This is a genomic window from Thermaurantiacus sp. (assembly GCF_053487655.1).
In genome coordinates, this window is the sequence record NZ_JBRCLD010000080.1 from 1 (window position 1) to 16355 (window position 16355).

The 16355-nt window shown below is 64.7% G+C and carries 15 protein-coding genes and 3 tRNA genes; 11 read left to right on the forward strand and 7 right to left on the reverse strand.

Features of this window, described 5'->3' with window-relative positions:
- Positions 1-227 precede the first annotated feature (227 nt).
- The 4 genes from ACWIQA_RS08115 to ACWIQA_RS08130 form a co-directional block, all read right to left on the reverse strand.
- Positions 228-1820, reverse strand: coding sequence for an MFS transporter (locus ACWIQA_RS08115; RefSeq protein WP_448582567.1), 1593 nt, complete (start codon positions 1818-1820; stop codon positions 228-230).
- A 64-nt stretch (positions 1821-1884) separates the two neighbouring features.
- A complete protein-coding gene (spt, locus tag ACWIQA_RS08120) occupies positions 1885-3090 on the reverse strand; it encodes a serine palmitoyltransferase (RefSeq protein WP_448582568.1) in 1206 nt (401 codons plus the stop codon).
- A complete protein-coding gene (locus tag ACWIQA_RS08125; RefSeq protein WP_448582569.1) occupies positions 3087-3338 on the reverse strand; it encodes an acyl carrier protein in 252 nt (83 codons plus the stop codon). Before ACWIQA_RS08125 ends, spt begins: the two co-directional genes overlap by 4 nt.
- Positions 3339-3369: 31 nt before the next feature.
- Positions 3370-4302 carry an NAD-dependent epimerase/dehydratase family protein gene (locus ACWIQA_RS08130; protein WP_448582570.1) on the reverse strand — a complete coding sequence of 311 codons (933 nt, stop codon included), beginning with the start codon at positions 4300-4302 and terminating at the stop codon, positions 3370-3372.
- 35 nt (positions 4303-4337) lie between these two features.
- On the opposite strand from ACWIQA_RS08130, the gene ACWIQA_RS08135 reads away from it, so the two are divergent.
- Both ACWIQA_RS08135 and ACWIQA_RS08140 read left to right on the forward strand, forming a co-directional pair.
- Positions 4338-5078: a 16S rRNA (uracil(1498)-N(3))-methyltransferase gene (locus ACWIQA_RS08135; RefSeq protein WP_448582571.1), complete on the forward strand. Its 741-nt coding sequence runs from the start codon at positions 4338-4340 to the stop codon at positions 5076-5078.
- A gap of 11 nt (positions 5079-5089) precedes the next feature.
- Positions 5090-6463, forward strand: a complete 1374-nt coding sequence (locus tag ACWIQA_RS08140) for a glutamate--cysteine ligase (protein ID WP_448582572.1) — start codon at positions 5090-5092, stop codon at positions 6461-6463.
- Here ACWIQA_RS08140 and rlmB read toward each other — a convergent pair.
- The 3 genes from rlmB to ACWIQA_RS08155 form a co-directional block, all read right to left on the reverse strand.
- A complete protein-coding gene (gene rlmB / locus ACWIQA_RS08145; protein ID WP_448582573.1) occupies positions 6444-7223 on the reverse strand; it encodes a 23S rRNA (guanosine(2251)-2'-O)-methyltransferase RlmB in 780 nt (259 codons plus the stop codon). The two genes, ACWIQA_RS08140 and rlmB, sit on opposite strands and share 20 nt — an antisense overlap.
- A gap of 42 nt (positions 7224-7265) precedes the next feature.
- Positions 7266-7336 (reverse strand) — tRNA-Gly (locus tag ACWIQA_RS08150).
- Positions 7337-7622: 286 nt separating this feature from the next.
- Positions 7623-7708, reverse strand: a tRNA-Tyr gene (locus ACWIQA_RS08155).
- 126 nt (positions 7709-7834) lie between these two features.
- Between ACWIQA_RS08155 and ACWIQA_RS08160 the strand changes: the two genes are divergently transcribed.
- The 9 genes from ACWIQA_RS08160 to ACWIQA_RS08200 form a co-directional block, all read left to right on the forward strand.
- A tRNA-Trp gene (locus ACWIQA_RS08160) sits at positions 7835-7910 on the forward strand.
- Between the two features lie 143 nt (positions 7911-8053).
- The gene (gene secE, locus ACWIQA_RS08165) at positions 8054-8284 is read left to right on the forward strand and encodes a preprotein translocase subunit SecE (RefSeq protein ID WP_448582574.1); all 231 of its coding nucleotides are present in this window, start codon (positions 8054-8056) and stop codon (positions 8282-8284) included.
- A 1-nt stretch (position 8285) separates the two neighbouring features.
- Complete coding sequence (nusG, locus tag ACWIQA_RS08170) at positions 8286-8825, forward strand: transcription termination/antitermination protein NusG (protein ID WP_448582575.1); 540 nt, start codon at positions 8286-8288, stop codon at positions 8823-8825.
- Between the two features lie 178 nt (positions 8826-9003).
- Positions 9004-9435, forward strand: a complete 432-nt coding sequence (gene rplK, locus ACWIQA_RS08175) for a 50S ribosomal protein L11 (protein ID WP_448582576.1) — start codon at positions 9004-9006, stop codon at positions 9433-9435.
- 4 nt (positions 9436-9439) lie between these two features.
- A complete protein-coding gene (gene rplA / locus ACWIQA_RS08180; RefSeq protein ID WP_448582577.1) occupies positions 9440-10135 on the forward strand; it encodes a 50S ribosomal protein L1 in 696 nt (231 codons plus the stop codon).
- A gap of 450 nt (positions 10136-10585) precedes the next feature.
- Positions 10586-11101, forward strand: coding sequence for a 50S ribosomal protein L10 (rplJ, locus tag ACWIQA_RS08185; protein WP_448582578.1), 516 nt, complete (start codon positions 10586-10588; stop codon positions 11099-11101).
- Positions 11102-11117: 16 nt separating this feature from the next.
- Positions 11118-11498 (forward strand): 50S ribosomal protein L7/L12, encoded by a 381-nt coding sequence (gene rplL, locus ACWIQA_RS08190; protein ID WP_448582579.1) that lies wholly within the window; start codon positions 11118-11120, stop codon positions 11496-11498.
- A 279-nt stretch (positions 11499-11777) separates the two neighbouring features.
- On the forward strand, positions 11778-15932 hold the full coding sequence (gene rpoB / locus ACWIQA_RS08195; protein ID WP_448582580.1) for a DNA-directed RNA polymerase subunit beta: 4155 nt from the start codon (positions 11778-11780) through the stop codon (positions 15930-15932).
- Between the two features lie 46 nt (positions 15933-15978).
- A partial coding sequence (locus tag ACWIQA_RS08200; RefSeq protein WP_448582581.1) for a hypothetical protein occupies positions 15979-16355 on the forward strand: 377 nt, incomplete at its 3' end.

The following is a 16355-nucleotide window of genomic DNA, read 5'->3' on the forward strand; positions in this document are numbered from 1 at the left end:
CCCCCGCCATGGGGCCCGAGACGATTTGTGACAGGTCGAGCACCCGGATTCCGGCCAATGGTCCCATGCGCTACTCCTCCCGCTTGTTGACATAGGGCGCAGGCTTGGGCCCGCCAGCAGGCGCTTTCGGGAGGGGAGGGCGGCGCTCTGCCGTCGGTCGGATCCGCCTACCGGCCGCGCCAGCGGCGAGTTTCGCGACCGGCTTCGCTGGCGCCAGCCGCCTCCGGCTACTGGTGCTCGAGAACCCGGTCCCGGGTTTCCGGTAGCCAGACGAGGGCCACCACAAACGCCATCGCCACCACGCCAACCGTATACCAGAGGCCAGCGAACGGATCGCCGGTGCGCACGACGATGTACTGGGAAATGAAGGGGAGGAAGCCTCCGAAATAGCCAGTCCCGATATGATAGGGCACGGACATGGAAGTGTAGCGCACCCTTGCCGGGAACAGCTCGACCAGGATTGCTGCCACTTGCCCGTAGGTCATGGCAGAAAGTGCGACCATAACTGCGACACCGAGGATGATCTTCCAGTGCTGCTTCTCCGCCGGGTTGGCAAGCAGCGGATAGCCAGCAGCCGAGATCGCCTCCTCCCATGCAGCAGCGTCGAAGCCCTGAACGCGGGTGTCTCCCACCTTGAGGGCAACCTGCTCGGCTTCGACCTTGGCATAGGAGATGCCGCGCTTTGACAGAAACGCGAGCGCCTGGCCGCACTCCGTCTCCTGTGCGCGAGCGAAAACGCGGAATTCGCAGGCCGGCGCCTCGAGCACCACGGGATTGTCCCTCGTTGCCCGTGACAGGGCCGGATTGGCCCCTTCTGCCATCAGGTGGAACAACGGGAAGACCAGGAGCATCGCGAGCGCATAACCGGCGAGCAGCAGTTTCTTGCGCCCGATCCGGTCCGAAAGCATCCCGAAGCCAACATAGAGGGGCGCTGCCAGAAGGGCGCCGAAGGCGAGGTAGAGGAGCGCCTGTTCCTCGGCTACCCTGGCAGTGCCGGTGAGGAAATAGAGGGTGCCGAACTGGCTGGTGTAGTAGATGACGGTGAGCCCGGCTGCGACTCCAAAAAGGGCGACAAGCACATTGCCGAGGTTCGCCTTGTCACTGAAGGCAGCAAGAATGGGGTTTTTGACCAGCGTGCCGGTCTCCTTCATGGCCTTGAAGACCGGGCTTTCAGAGAGCTTCATCCGGATGACGATCGAGAGGACCAGCATCAGGAAGGAGAGAAGGAAAGGGAGCCGCCAGCCCCAGGACTCGAAGGCCTCCACGCTCATTGCCCGGCGCGTCATGAGCACCACGATGACCGCAAGCAAGAAGCCGCCCACCACCGAAATCTGGATCCAGCTCGTATATTGGCCACGCTTGCCAGGCGGGGCGTGCTCGCCGACATAGATGGCGGCCCCGCCATATTCGCCGCCGAGCGCGAGGCCCTGGAGCAGGCGCAGCAGCAGCAGCAGCACCGGTGCGAGGAGGCCAGCCGACGCGTAGGTCGGCAGCAGGCCGATCGCAACCGTCGCACCCCCCATCAGCGTGATGGTCACGAGGAAGGTGTATTTCCGCCCGATGCGGTCGCCATAATAGCCGAACAGCACGGCCCCCAAGGGCCTGACTGCAAACCCCGCTCCGAAGGCGGCAAGGCTCGCAAGCAGCGCCGCTGTCGGATTGTCGGCCGGGAAGAAGAGCTTGCCGATGAGGGCAGCGAGAATGCCGTAGAGGAAGAAATCATACCATTCAAAGACGGTCCCCATCGCGCTCGCCGTTATGACAAGCCGGTCCCGCTTTGGGTGAAGCGTGGCTGCATCTGCTGCAACGGTTGCCGACATAACATGCCGCCCTGCCGCACGGCGCGCGCCGACGCAAGGCATGGCCGAAGTGCAGCCCGGCGCCCTAGGCTGCCAGCGCTTGCGTTGCCGCCCGGGCAGCCACGAAGCGGCGCGTGATCTCGTCGACGTCGTCGAGCGTGTGCTCGGAAGAGAGCGAGCAGCGCAGCAGATAGACTCCCATGGGCGTGGCTGGAGGCCTCGAGAGGTTGCAGTAGATGCCGTGGTCAAGAAGCGCGGACCACATGAGGACGCAGGCTTCCTGGCTTGGCATGAGGACGGCGATGATGGCGGACTCGGCCGTCTCGGTTGCCATGGTAAAGCCGGCCGCCTTAAGACTGGCGTGGAGCTTCCGCGAAGCTGCCCACAGCCGCTCGCGCTTGGGCGCAGCCGTCATCAGCTTCCTGATGCTTGCCTCCGCCGAGGCCGCGACGACGGGCGGCAGCGAGGCGGTGAAGCGGTAGGGGTTGGTGACAAGGCGCAGGATCTCGAAATGCGGGTGGTTCGAGACTGCAAAGCCGCCGACGGTGCCGACCGACTTCGAGAAGGTGCCGACGATGAAATCGACCTCGCCCTCCAAGCCCTGTTCCTCATAGACGCCGCGGCCGTTGGGGCCGAAAAAGCCCATGGCATGGGCCTCGTCTACCAACACCATGGCCCCGGCGGCCTTGGCGGCAGGAACCAGCTCGCGAAGCGGCGCGACATCTCCGAGCATGGAATAGACGCCTTCCAGGATGACGAGCTTCCCCTTGCCCTCGGGCACCCGCCGCAGCCGCTTTTCAAGGTCGGCCACATCATTGTGGCGGAAGCGGACCACTTCGGCATGGCCCAGCTTGCAGCCATCGTAGATCGAGGCGTGGCTGTCGGCATCAAGGAGGATGACATCATCCTTGCCGGCGAGCGTGGAGACCATTCCGAGGTTGGCCTGGTAGCCGGTCGAGAAGACGATTGCAGATGAGGTGCCGTAGAAATCCTTGAGCGCCTGTTCGACTCCGATGTGGGTGGCAAAGGTGCCATTGAGCACCCGCGAGCCTGTGGAGCCAGCGCCGAAGGAGTCCATCGCAGCCTTGCCCGCGGCGATCACATCCGCATCGAAGGTCATCCCCATATAATTGTAGGTGCCAACCAAGATGGTCTCGCGGCCCTGGATGATGGCCCGAGTGGGCGAAAGCACGCGCTCCATGACGACACCGAACGGATCGGAAAGGCCTGTTGACTTCAGGAAGTCATATTCGGCTCGGATGGAGTCAAACTTGGCGAGAAGGTCGATCATGCGTCGGCCTTCAGTTTCAGGATCGCATCGGCCACCTGGCCCACGGTTTCAAGATCGGGCAGCAGGTTCAAGGGCACATTGATGTCCCACTCGTCTTCCATATTGGCAACGAGGTCCATGACGGTGAGCGAGTCGAACTCGAGATCGTCGGCAAAGCGCGTGTCTTCGGCGAGGGGGATCGCCTTGGCGTTGAAGGGCTGGATGAGCTCGATGAGGCGGGCGAGCACCGCGTCGCGGGAAAGGGTCATGGCGGCTGCCCTAGCAGGCTTGGCCATGTGGCTAAAGCCATCCCGCGTGCCGATACCAGGCAACTGTCTTGGCAAGCCCGTCGGCAAGTACTGTGCGCGGCTGCCAGATCCCAAGGGCGAGCAGCGGCCCGGAGTCCGCGCTCCAGTCACGGTGGGCAAGATAGCGCGCCCGGTCAAATGAGAGCTTGGGAAGAGCGCCGACAAGCTTCGCCCTTGCAGTGTCCACTGCTGCGCCGAGCCGCAGCATGGCGCCTGGCACCGCGAGCGCGCGCGCACGCACGCCGAGGGCTGCTGCAATTTTGCCCACCAGCTCGACGTGCGGATAGCCGCCGGCTCCGTCGTCGATTTCAAAACAGCCGCCTGCGCTTCGGCCTGCGCGTGCAAGATCCTCGGCAAGCGCCACCAGCGCGTCGGCGAGATCGGGTGCGAAGATCATCGCCGCCCGTGCTCCTGCTGGCACTGGCACCAGCCCAAGCCGGGCCGCCTGGAACAGCGCCAGCATCTCGCCATCGCCTGGCCCATAGACTGCCGGTGGCCGCACCATGGCATGCCTGCCCGGGCAGCCGCGCACCACATGCTCGGCCTGGAGCTTCGAGGCGCCATAGGCCGACAGCCGGGGCTCGCGCGCTGCAAGCGAGGAGACATGGACGAATGGCCGCTCGCCTGCTGCCATTCGCATCGCTGCCGTGCCGGCAACGTTGCCGGCCTCGAACGCTGCAGCATGGCGGGCATTGACGACTCCTGCGACGTGAATGACGGCATCTGCCCCCTCGACCAGCCGCGCCAGCGCCGGATAATTGGCAAGGTCGCCAGGCACCCATTCCACCCCGTCTCGTGCTGGCTGCGGCCGCCTTGCGAGCGCCCGGACATCATGCCCCCGCGCCCGTGCCGCATCGAGCACATGGCCGCCGACGAACCCCGTCCCCCCGGTCACGGCCAGCGTCAATGTCTTGGTCGGGGCCATGGCGCCCCTCTGGCCTCGCTGCTAGCGCCTTGTCCATGCGCCAGATCCCGCGCCTGTTCGTTGACACCCGCCTTGTGACAGGCGCGCGCCTCGCGCTGTCACCAGCCCAGGCCCATCAGCTTGCAACCGTGCTCCGGCTCGATGTCGGCGCTGAGCTTCGCTTGCTTGACAATCTGACCGGCGAATGGGCGGGGCGAATCGCCTCCGTGTCCCGCCGCGCGGTCGCCGTCGAAGTCGGTGCCCAGATCCGCGGCCGCGAGCAGGTGCCGGACCTCTGGCTTCTCGCCGCTCCGATCCGGCCGGAACGGTTTGCGCTTACAGTTGAGAAAGCAACCGAGCTTGGTGTTGCCCGCATCCTGCCCGTCATCACGGCGCGCACCCAGCACGGGCGCCAAAATCTCGCGCGGCTGCGCGCCCACATGATCGAAGCTGCCGAGCAGTGCGGCCGCACGGCACTTCCTGAGCTTGCCGGGCCAGTCCGCCTGCCCGACTTACTCAGCCACTGGGACCCGTTGCGCGCGCTCCTCTTCGCCGACGAGGAGGGCGGCGCTCCGGCTGCGACAGCAATGGCCGGGGCGCCGCCGCCGGCTGCTCTCCTCATCGGCCCCGAAGGCGGCTTCGATGCTCTTGAACGCGCTGCCCTCCTTTCGCACCCGGCCACCCGCCGCATTGCACTTGGCCCGCGCATCTTGCGCGCCGACACGGCGGCTGTTGCTGCGATTGCGCTCTGGCAGGCGATTGCCCTGCCTCTGGCGTCGGGTGCTGCCCAGAGCTAAGGCCGCGCCACATGAGCACGCGCACTGAAGCTAGCGGCGACGCGGCCACGATCGACTCCCGTGCCGATCTCGTCGCTGTCTTCGCGCGTGGAGAGAAGCCCCGCGAAGCTTGGCGCATTGGCACCGAGCATGAGAAATTCGTCTTCCGCACGCGTGATCTGCGCGCGCCCTCTTATGCCGAGCCGGGCGGTATCCGCGACCTGCTCAGGGGCTTCACCCGCTTCGGCTGGGAGCCGGTCGAGGAAGCCGGCAATGTCATTGCGCTCACTGGCCCCGACGGCGGGATCAGCCTTGAGCCCGCTGGCCAGCTCGAACTTTCCGGCGCGCCATTGAAGACCATTCATGAGACCTGCGCCGAAGTCGGCCGGCATCTGTTCCAGTGCCGCGAGCTCGGCGAGGAACTCGGGCTCGGCTTCCTCGGCCTTGGCTTCCACCCGACGGCGGCGCGCGCGGATCTCCCCGTCATGCCCAAGGGCCGCTACGCCATCATGCGCGCCTACATGCCAAAAGTCGGCACGCTTGGCCTCGACATGATGCTGCGCACCTGCACGACCCAAGTCAATCTCGACTATGCAAGCGAGGCCGACATGGTGCGGAAATTTCGCGTCTCGCTTGCCCTGCAGCCGGTTGCAACTGCGCTCTTTGCCAATTCCCCCTTCACCGAAGGGCGCCCCAACGGCTTCCGGAGCTTCCGGGCGCATGTGTGGACGGACACCGACAATCAACGCACCGGCATGCTCCCCTTCGTCTTCGAAGATGGCTTCGGCTACGAGCGTTATGCTGACTATGCGCTTGATGTGCCGATGTATTTCGTCTTCCGTAACGGCCGCTACATCGACTGCGCCGGCGCAAGCTTCCGCGCCTTCCTGGCCGGTTGCCTGCCCCAGCTTCCGGGCGAACGGCCGACGCTCGGGGATTGGAAGGACCACCTCTCAACCGCCTTCCCGGAAGTGCGGATGAAGTCTTTTCTCGAGATGCGGGGCGCCGATGGCGGGCCCCAGGGGCGGATCTGTGCGCTGCCGGCCTTCTGGGTTGGCCTCCTCTATGATTCCATTGCGCTCGACTCCGCCTGGGAGCTGGTGAAGGACTGGTCGATGGAGAGCCGCGAGGCCTTGCGGCTGGCCGCTCCCCGCCATGGCCTTGCCGCCCCCTCGCCCTGCGGCCGCACCCTCCAGGCGCTTGCACTCGATGTGCTGGCCATTGCCGAGGCCGGGCTCCAGCGCCGCGCTGCGCTCGATGCGGGTGGCGCGAGCGAGGCCGGCTTCCTCTCGCCGCTTTGGGAAATCGCCCACAGCGGCCAGACCCTTGCCGACCGCTGGCTGGAGCGCTTCCATGGCCCCTGGGGCGGAGATGTCACCCCCATCTTCACCGAGGCCCGCTTCTAGGCGGCTGTTCGTGGCGGCTGCGCACCGCGTAGAGTGCCACTGCTGCGGCCACCGAGACGTTGAGGCTCTCGACCGCGTCCGTGATCGGCAGCCGCGCAAGCGCATCGACATGGGCGCGTGTGTTCGCACGCATCCCCTCGCCTTCCGCGCCAAGCACCAGCGCAACCGGCCCCGCAGAAAGCGCATCGGCAAGCAGCGCTTCTGCCTCGCCGGCAAGCCCGACCCGCCAGAAGCCGGCCTTGGCGGTCTGGTCGAGCGCGCGGGCGAGGTTGGTGACGCGCGCCCAAGGGAGCCGCTCGAGCGCGCCGGCTGCAGCGCGGGCCAGCGCCCCCGTCTCCGATGGCGCGTGGCGATCTTGCGTCACCAGCCCGACTGCGCCGAAGGCCGCGGCCGAGCGGATGATTGCCCCCACATTCATGGGATCGGTCACCTGATCGAGCACCAGCAAGGGCCGGCTGGCATCGGGCGCGAGAAGCAGCTCCTCGAGATGTACCCCCGGGAGCGGCTCGACCTCGAGCACCAGGCCCTGGTGTGGCGCGTCTGCCGGCACCAGCCGCGCAAGATCGGCCGCATCACCCGATTGCACTTGGAGCCCGGGCGGCAGCGGCCCCAGCGCTGCCAGGGCCTCGGGCGTTGCATAAAGCCGGCGGAGCCTGCGCTCCGGGTTTTGCAGTGCGGCCAGCACGGGGTGGCGCCCATAGAGGCGCGGCCGTCCTGGCTCCGTGCTGCGAACCTTGCGGAAATGGGGTCTGCGGCCCATGCGAAAGCCCATGCCGCGCACAGGTGGTGAAGGGAAGGCGGGAGCGGGTAACGGGACTCGAACCCGTATATTCAGCTTGGAAGGCTGCTGCACTACCCTTGTGCTATACCCGCATCCCGCACCTTCGACTTAGGCGGCAGCGCTGGCCTCGGCAAGCCTGTCCTCCAGGGCCCAGGGCGTGGCAGGCTCGGGGGACGAACCGGTTCGGGCGGAGCTTGGCGCATGGGGCGGCAGGGCATGGAGCGTTCGCCCCTCGCGCGCGTTGGCAGTGCGAAAACGGGAAATAGTGACGGGGCCGAAACAACCTTTGGCGCCAGAGTCGTCGGTCGGGCGGCCCGCCGGCCGATCCTTCGGCGTCTCGGCGGCCAGCATTTCGCGCTGGCGCTGTACGCCTGCGGATGGTGGAGGGGGTTGGATTCGAACCAACGTAGGCTGACGCCGGCAGATTTACAGTCTGCTGCCTTTGACCGCTCGGCCACCCCTCCGGCCCGGCTGGGGAGGGGCGCGCATTGCCGAAGCGGTCGGGGCCTGTCAACGGCACGCGCAAAGCCGCCCCAAGCCCATTGCGCCGCCCGTGCGGGGACGCTAAGAGCCTGTTTCCCGCTCCGCACAGGAGTGTAGCTCAGCTGGTAGAGCATCGGTCTCCAAAACCGAGGGCCGGGGGTTCGAGTCCCTCCACTCCTGCCAGGGCCCTCGTGCGGGCCGGGGCCTGGACGAGGGGGCGGGCCAGCTCGTAATCGCCCAGCGCAAGGCGCATGCCCTGGCCCTAGCGGTTGCGAATTGGACTTCAGGAGTGGGCACGAGAGTGGGCAGGAGAGTGGGCAGGAGATATGGCCGAAGAGGCAGTCGAGAAGGTTCAAAAGCCCCGGGTCTCTCCGGGCGAGTTTGTGCGCCAGGTGCGCAGCGAGACGGGCAAGGTCGTGTGGCCGACCCGTGCGGAGACCATCCAGACCACCATCCTCGTCCTCGTCATGACTTCGCTGCTTGCACTCTTCTTCCTCGGCGTCGACCAGGTCCTTGGACGGATCGTCAAGTTCCTGCTTTCTCTTGGAGGCGCCTGAGATGTCGCGCTGGTACATCATCCACGCCTATTCCGGCTTCGAAAACAAGGTGAAGGACCAGATCCTCGCGGATGCTGCCCGCATGGGCCTCGACTCCATGGTCGAAGCTGTCGAAGTGCCGACAGAGAAGGTGACGGAAGTCCGCCGCGGTAAGAAAGTCCAGACGGATCGGAAATTCTTCCCCGGCTATGTGCTCGCCAAACTCGAGATGAATGACCAAGTCTATCACCTGGTTCGCAATACGCCCAAGGTGACAGGCTTCCTTGGCGCGTCAGGCAAGCCGCAGCCGATCTCCGAGGCCGAGGCCAACCGGATTCTCTCAACCAAGGCAGATGCAGCGACTGCTGCGCCCAAGACGCGCCGGCGGGTCAGCTTCGAAATCGGAGACCAGGTGAAAGTGCTGGATGGCCCCTTTGCCTCCTTCACGGGCTTGGTCGAGGAAATCGACTTCGAGAAGGGCCGGGTCAAGGTTGCAGTCTCGATCTTCGGGCGCGCGACCCCTGTTGAGCTCGACTTCGAACAGGTCGAGAAGACGAAATAGCGGCCGTGTGGCATGCTCTGTGCGTGCCGCCGGGCAGCAGGCAAGGCTCCTGCAAGCTTGCGATCGGGCAGGAGCCGTAACCGTGGGAGGCAAGGGCCATTCCCGAGCCGTTTGGACCACATGATCGCCAGTCAGCGGGCCGCTCCTTCGGGAACCGGCCCGGGTTATGGAGTGTGAAATGGCAAAGAAAGTGACGGGCTATGTAAAGCTGCAGGTGCCTGCCGGCAGCGCGACTCCGAGCCCCCCCATCGGCCCGGCGCTCGGCCAGCGCCAGGTCAACATCATGGAATTCTGCAAGGCTTTCAATGCGGCAACCGCCAACCTCGAAAAGGGCATGCCGATTCCGACGGTGATTACCGTCTATGCCGACAAGAGCTTCACCTTCGTCACCAAGTCACCGCCGGCCACCTATTTCCTCATGAAGGCAGCGGGCCTCAAGTCCGGCTCCAAGACGCCCGGCCGCGGCACGGTCGGCAAAGTGACTCGCACCCAGCTGCGCGAGATCGCGGAAGCCAAGATGAAGGATTTGAACGCCAACGATATCGAGATGGCGATGCGGACCATCGAAGGCTCGGCCCGCTCGATGGGCCTCGAAGTGGTGGAGGGCTGAGGCCATGGCAAAGCTGACCAAGAAGGCGAAGGCGCTTGCAGGCACGGTCGAGCCCCTGAAGCTCTACCCGGTTGACGAGGCGCTCGAAATCGTCCGTGCCAACGCGACCGCCAAGTTCGACGAGACGATCGAGGTCGCTGTCAACCTCAATGTCGATCCGCGTCATGCCGACCAGATGGTCCGCGGCGTTGTCACTCTTCCCAAGGGCACGGGGAAGACCGTGCGCGTGGGCGTCTTCGCCCGCGGCGCCAAGGCCGAGGAAGCGCGGGAAGCCGGCGCCGATGTGGTCGGTGCTGAGGACTTGCTCGAAATCGTCCAGGGTGGCACCATCGACTTCGACCGCTGCATTGCAACCCCTGACATGATGGGGCTCGTCGGCCGGCTCGGCAAGGTGCTCGGCCCCAAGGGCCTGATGCCGAACCCCAAGCTCGGCACTGTTACCATGAATGTGGGCGAGGCGGTCAAGGCAGCCAAGGGCGGCCAGATCGAGTTCCGGGTCGAGAAGGCCGGCATCATCCACGGCCGGCTTGGCAAGGCGAGCTTTCCGGCTGAGGACCTGAAGGCCAATCTCGCCGCCTTCATGGACGCGCTCGTCAAGGCCAAGCCCCCGGGCGCCAAGGGCAAATATGTCGAGAAAATCGCCTTGTCCTCGACCATGGGCAAGGGTGTGAAAGTCGACCCGGCAACGGTCGGCGCCTGACGCACCGGCGGGGCAGGGGGTGGAGCCCCTGGCCCCGACCGCCGCAGGCCCGGCGACTTCGCCGCCGGCCGCAACCATTTTCTGAGGGTCTGCCATGCGTTCCAGACGGCGAGGCTCGCGCGGGTGGTGGTCCCCCGCGTCGCCGGCCTGCCCTTGAACGGGCTTGACCCGCACGGGAATCCCTCTATAGCGCGCCGCTCTGTCCGAAGCGGCGCCTTTTGGCGCTGCGGCGGGCACCGTCCGAGATTGCGGGTGGACTTGTTCCCTAAGCCTTGCGGGCCCGCATGAGACGAGAAACAGCCTCCCCGCAATGGTGGAGGGTGGAAGGCGGGGACAGTCTCCGCCCAGTTCGTTTCGTTCGGGCGGGCCGGGGAAGGCCCGTCAATTCGGGCATTCTGTGGCTCTCACCGGCAGCGGGGTTGTTCCTTCTGCCATGTCGATGGAGTGCGAATGGACCGGAACCAGAAGAAGGAGCTGGTCGCCAATCTTGCCCGGACCTTCGAGACAACCGAGGTCGTGGTCGTCACGCGCAACCATGGGCTGACGGTTGCGCAGGTCTCCGAGCTGCGCAACCGGATGCGCAGTGCTGGTGCCCAGTTCAAGGTGACGAAGAACCGGCTCGCCCGCATTGCGCTTGAAGGTACGCCCTACCAGGAGATCTGCACTCTGCTGGTCGGCCCGGTCGGGCTAGCCACTTCGCGCGACCCGGTGGCGGCAGCGAAGATCGCCGTTGAGTTCGCCAAGGGCAATGAGAAGTTCGAGATCGTGGGCGGCGCCATGCCGGGCACGCTTCTCGATGCAAATGGCGTCAAGGCGCTCGCGGAACTGCCTTCACTGGACGAGCTGCGCGCGAAGCTGGTGGGCCTCATCCAGGCGCCGGCAACCAAGCTAGCCCAACTTGCGAATGCGCCCGCGGCCAAGCTGGCGCGAGTGTTTGCGGCCTATGGCGACAGCCAGGCGGCCTGAAGGAAAGGATTGACTGATGGCGGATATTGCAAAGCTGGTGGAAGAGCTTTCGGCGCTCACCATTCTTGAAGCGGCGGAATTGGCGAAGGCGCTTGAAGAGAAGTGGGGTGTCTCGGCAGCAGCGGCGGTTGCAGTGGCAGCAGCCCCGGCGGCCGGCGGTGCGGCAGCACCTGCAGCGGAGGAGAAGACCGAGTTCGACGTGATCTTGACCGGCGACGGTGGCAAGAAGATCAATGTCATCAAGGAAGTGCGCGCCATCACGGGGCTTGGGCTGACGGAAGCGAAGACGCTGGTCGAGAGCGCACCCAAGGCGGTCAAGGAAGGAGTCAACAAGGAAGAGGCGGAGAAGATCAAGAAGCAGCTGGAAGAGGCCGGCGCAACCGTCGAGATCAAGTGAGGCCGGAACAGGCGCAAAGGCGGCGGCCATGGTCTGCTGCCAAGCAAGGGGCGGCACATGCCGCCCCTTGTTGTTCACCCCTGACCGCATGTTGACAGGCCGAACTCTGGCTCGTAGTGGCGGCGGCTCCGCACATCTCCGGGACAGGGCGCGCCCTGGCGGCGGCGCGTCAAACGTATGGGAATGTTGCGGTTATCGGTTGCCGTGGGGCCTCCTGGCTGGCTCGCCCCCGGAAGTCCGATTCGGCGCGCCGGACTGACTTTGGCCTGAAGGAACCCCATGGCGACGCTTGCAGCACCGCTTTCGTCCACTGCGCTCACGCCCCGGTTCAAGCCCACCTACCGTATCCGTCGCCGCTTCGGCTCGACGGCCGAGGTCGTGGACATGCCAAACCTGATCGAGGTCCAGCGGGAAAGCTACGAGCAATTCCTCCGCTCTGACCCCTCGATCGGCTATGTCTCGGGGCTTGAGAAGACGCTTCGGTCGGTTTTCCCGATCCGCGATTTCGCGGGCACCGCCGAGCTCGATTTCGTGCACTATGAGCTCGAGGACCCCAAGTATGATATCGACGAGTGCCGCCAGCGCGGAATCACCTATGCGGCGCCCATGCGGGTCACGCTCCGGCTCATCGTGTTCGAGATCGACCCCGACACCGAGACCAGGAGCGTCGTCGACATCAAGGAGCAGGATGTCTACATGGGGGACATGCCGTTGATGACCCCCAACGGCACCTTTATTGTCAACGGCACCGAGCGCGTCATCGTCTCGCAGATGCACCGTTCACCGGGTGTTTTCTTCGATCATGACCGTGGCAAGACCCATGCCTCTGGCAAATATCTTTTTGCCGCCCGCGTTATCCCCTATCGCGGCTCCTGGCTCGACTTCGAGTTTGACGCCAAGGACATCGTCAATGTCCGTATCGACCGCAAGCGCAAGCTGCCGGTGACCACGCTCCTCTATGCGCTTGGCATGAACAGCGAGGAGATTCTCCACGCCTTCTACCGCCGGGTTCGCTGGGAGCGGGATGCTGCCCGGGCGGCATGGAAGCTGCCCTTCGTGGCCGAGGCCTGGCGCGGCGCCAAGCCGGACTTCGACGTGCTGAACGCTGATTCGGGTGACATCGTCTTTGCGCAGGGCACCAAAGTGACGCCGCGGCTTGCCAAGCGCGCGCAGACCGAAGGCGTTCTCCATGTGCTGGTGCCGGAAGGCGAAATCCTCGGCCGCTATGCTGCTGATGACCTCATCGACGAGGCAACGGGTCGGATCCATGTCGAAGCCGGCCAGGAAATCACCCAGGAGGTGGTCGACCGGCTGGTGGCTGCTGGCTTTGACCATGTCGACCTTCTCGATATCGATGGCGTCAACTATGGTCCGTGGATCCTGAAGACGCTCCACGCCGACAAGGCGGAGGAGCGCGACCAGGCACTTGCCGACATTTATCGGGTGATGCGCCCGGGCGAGCCACCGACGCGGGAAACGGCCGACGCGCTCTTCAATGGTCTCTTCTTTGATCCCGAGCGCTACGACCTCTCGGCCGTTGGTCGCGTGAAGATGAACATGCGTCTCGGGCTTGATGCTCCCGATAACCTGACGACACTGCGCCGCGAGGACATCCTCGCAGTCGTGAAGACGCTCGTTGATCTCAAGGACGGTCGCGGCGAGATCGACGATATCGACAATCTCGGCAACCGCCGGGTGCGCTCGGTCGGCGAGCTGCTGGAGAACAGCTACCGCGTCGGCCTGCTGCGGATGGAACGAGCTGTCAAGGAACGCATGAGTTCGGTGGACGTGACCGTTGTCATGCCAAACGACCTCATCAATGCAAAGCCCGCAGTGGCCGCAGTTCGGGAGTTCTTCGGCTCCTCGCAACTGTCGCAATTCATGGACCAGACCAATCCGCTCTCGGAAGTCACCCACAAGCGGCGAGTCTCAGCGCTTGGGCCAGGCGGCCTCACGCGCGAGCGGGCCGGCTTTGAAGTGCGCGACGTCCACCCCACCCACTATGGCCGGATCTGCCCGATCGAGACGCCCGAAGGCCCCAATATCGGCCTCATCAACAGTCTCGCGACTTACAGTCGCGTGAACAAATATGGGTTCATCGAGACGCCCTATCGCCGCGTTGTCGACGGCAAGGTGACAGACGAGGTCGTCTATCTCTCCGCGATGGAGGAGACCCGCGAGACCATCGCTCAGGCCAATCTGCCCCTCAACCCGGACGGGAGTTTCGCCGACGAGCTTGTCTCTGCCCGGCGCGGCGGCGAGTTTTTGATGGCGCCTGCTGCTGAGATCACGCTCCAGGATGTGAGCCCCAAGCAACTGGTTTCGGTTGCGGCCTCGCTCATTCCCTTCCTTGAGAATGATGACGCCAACCGGGCCCTCATGGGCTCCAACATGCAGCGCCAGGCGGTGCCGCTGGTCAAGGCCGAGGCGCCGCTGGTTGGAACGGGCATGGAAGCAACCGTTGCCCGGGATTCGGGCGCTGCGATCGCGGCCCGGCGCGGTGGGATTGTCGACCAAGTCGATGCCGGCCGGATCGTCATCCGCGCAACCGAGGATGTCGAGCCTGGAACTTCGATGGTCGACATCTACCGGCTGCAGAAGTTCCAGCGCTCCAACCAGTCCACCTGCATCAACCAGCGGCCGCTGGTCGCTGTCGGGGATGTGGTTGGCAAGGGCGACATCATTGCCGACGGTCCGTCCACGCAATATGGGGAGCTGGCACTCGGCCGCAATGCGCTTGTCGCCTTCATGCCGTGGAACGGCTATAACTTCGAGGACTCGATCCTCATTTCCGAGCGGATCGTGAAGGAAGACATCTTCACTTCGATCCATATCGAGGAATTCGAAGTGATGGCCCGGGATACCAAGCTGGGCCCCGAAGACATCACCCGCGACATCCCGAATGTTGGCGAGGAAGCGCTCAGGAATCTCGATGAGGCTGGCATTGTCTATGTCGGCGCCGAAGTCGAGCCGGGAGATATCCTCGTTGGCAAGATCACGCCCAAGGGTGAGAGCCCGATGACGCCCGAGGAGAAGCTGCTGCGCGCCATCTTTGGTGAGAAGGCGTCAGATGTGCGCGACACCTCGCTCCGGTTGCCGCCTGGCGTCTCGGGCACTGTTGTGGAAGTGCGGGTCTTCAACCGTCACGGCATCGACAAGGATGAGCGCGCGCTCGCCATAGAGCGCGAGGAGATCGACCGGCTGGAGCAGGACGCGCAGGACGAGCGCGCGATTCTCGACCGCGCGACCTATGCCGGCCTCAGGGAGATGCTGCTGGGCCAGACCCTGGTTTCAGGCCCCAAGGGTGTGAAGAAGGGCGCTGTCATCGACGATCGTCTGCTGGACGAGCAGCCCCGGCGCGAATGGTGGAAGTTCGTGGTGGCCGACGACAGCGTGCAGGCCAGCATTGAGGCGACCAAGGCGCAGTGGGAGGAAGCCAACAAGCGGATCGCCGAGAAGCTCGAGGACCGGCGCGAGAAGCTGCAGCGCGGTGACGAGCTGCCGCCTGGCGTGCTCAAGATGGTGAAGGTCTTTGTTGCCGTGAAGCGCAAGCTTCAGCCCGGCGACAAGATGGCCGGCCGCCATGGCAACAAGGGGGTTATCAGCCGGATCCTGCCGCAGGAAGACATGCCTTTCCTGGAGGATGGCACGGCAGTCGACATTGTGCTGAATCCGCTCGGCGTGCCTAGCCGGATGAATGTTGGCCAGATCTTCGAGACCCATCTTGGCTGGGCAGCGCGCGGCCTTGGCCGGCGGATTGCTGACCTCCTGGAGGAAATTGGCGCGGCCAATGCTGGAGCGGTGCGCGCAGCGGGCGGTGATCTCGTCAAGCTGCGGGCGCTGCTTGGTGAAATCTACGGGGACCAGGCTGGACTCGAGGCGATGTCAGACGAGGAGCTGCTGCATTTCGCGGAGTCCCTGACCCCTGGCGTGCCGGTCGCCACGCCTGTGTTCGACGGCGCCAAGGAAGCGGATGTGACCCAAATGCTCGAGCTGGCGGGGCTGGACCAGTCGGGGCAAGTGACTCTGTTCGACGGCCGGACCGGCGATCCGTTCGAGCGCAAGGTCACGGTCGGCTATATCTATATGCTGAAGCTGCATCATCTGGTCGATGACAAAATCCACGCGCGCTCGATCGGACCCTACAGTCTTGTCACCCAGCAGCCGCTTGGCGGCAAGGCACAGTTTGGCGGCCAGCGCTTCGGCGAAATGGAAGTGTGGGCGCTGCAGGCCTATGGCGCAGCCTACACTCTCCAGGAGATGCTGACGGTCAAGTCCGACGATGTCGTCGGCCGGACCAAGGTCTATGAAGCGATCGTCAAGGGCGACGACACCTTCGAGGCCGGCGTGCCAGAAAGCTTCAATGTTCTGGTGAAGGAAATGCGGTCACTGGGGCTCAATGTGGAGCTCCAGACGGCAGCGGACGACGCCTGAGCGGACCTGCATTCGGTCGCGCGGGTGGCCGCGCGAGGAGGACAAGATGAACGAACTGACTCTCAACGCCTTTTCGCCAATTGCGAAGCCTGAGATGTTCGACTCGATCCGGATTTCGATCGCAAGTCCGGAAAAGATCCGCAGTTGGTCTTTCGGTGAAATCAAGAAGCCGGAGACGATTAACTATCGAACGTTCAAGCCCGAGCGCGACGGCTTGTTCTGCGCCCGCATCTTCGGCCCGATCAAGGATTATGAGTGCTTGTGCGGCAAGTACAAGCGCATGAAGTACAAGGGCATCATCTGCGAGAAGTGCGGTGTCGAGGTCACGGTCGCCAAGGTTCGCCGCGAGCGCATGGGGCATATCGAGCTGGCGTCACCAGTTGCCCACATCTGGTTTTTGAAGTCGCTGCCGAGCCGGATCGG

Bases quoted from the DNA above. Each gene is read 5' to 3' on its own strand.
- rplK (WP_448582576.1), top strand. From the start codon at position 9,004: ATGGCAAAGAAAGTGACGGGCTATGTAAAGCTGCAGGTGCCTGCCGGC.
- ACWIQA_RS08140 (WP_448582572.1), top strand. From the start codon at position 5,090: ATGAGCACGCGCACTGAAGCTAGCGGCGACGCGGCCACGATCGACTCC.
- rlmB (WP_448582573.1), bottom strand. From the start codon at position 7,223: ATGGGCCGCAGACCCCATTTCCGCAAGGTTCGCAGCACGGAGCCAGGA.
- ACWIQA_RS08115 (WP_448582567.1), bottom strand. From the start codon at position 1,820: ATGTCGGCAACCGTTGCAGCAGATGCAGCCACGCTTCACCCAAAGCGG.
- rpoB (WP_448582580.1), top strand. From the start codon at position 11,778: ATGGCGACGCTTGCAGCACCGCTTTCGTCCACTGCGCTCACGCCCCGG.
- spt (WP_448582568.1), bottom strand. From the start codon at position 3,090: ATGATCGACCTTCTCGCCAAGTTTGACTCCATCCGAGCCGAATATGAC.
- ACWIQA_RS08130 (WP_448582570.1), bottom strand. From the start codon at position 4,302: ATGGCCCCGACCAAGACATTGACGCTGGCCGTGACCGGGGGGACGGGG.
- rplA (WP_448582577.1), top strand. From the start codon at position 9,440: ATGGCAAAGCTGACCAAGAAGGCGAAGGCGCTTGCAGGCACGGTCGAG.
- ACWIQA_RS08135 (WP_448582571.1), top strand. From the start codon at position 4,338: ATGCGCCAGATCCCGCGCCTGTTCGTTGACACCCGCCTTGTGACAGGC.
- ACWIQA_RS08125 (WP_448582569.1), bottom strand. From the start codon at position 3,338: ATGACCCTTTCCCGCGACGCGGTGCTCGCCCGCCTCATCGAGCTCATC.
- nusG (WP_448582575.1), top strand. From the start codon at position 8,286: ATGTCGCGCTGGTACATCATCCACGCCTATTCCGGCTTCGAAAACAAG.
- secE (WP_448582574.1), top strand. From the start codon at position 8,054: ATGGCCGAAGAGGCAGTCGAGAAGGTTCAAAAGCCCCGGGTCTCTCCG.
- rplL (WP_448582579.1), top strand. From the start codon at position 11,118: ATGGCGGATATTGCAAAGCTGGTGGAAGAGCTTTCGGCGCTCACCATT.
- rplJ (WP_448582578.1), top strand. From the start codon at position 10,586: ATGGACCGGAACCAGAAGAAGGAGCTGGTCGCCAATCTTGCCCGGACC.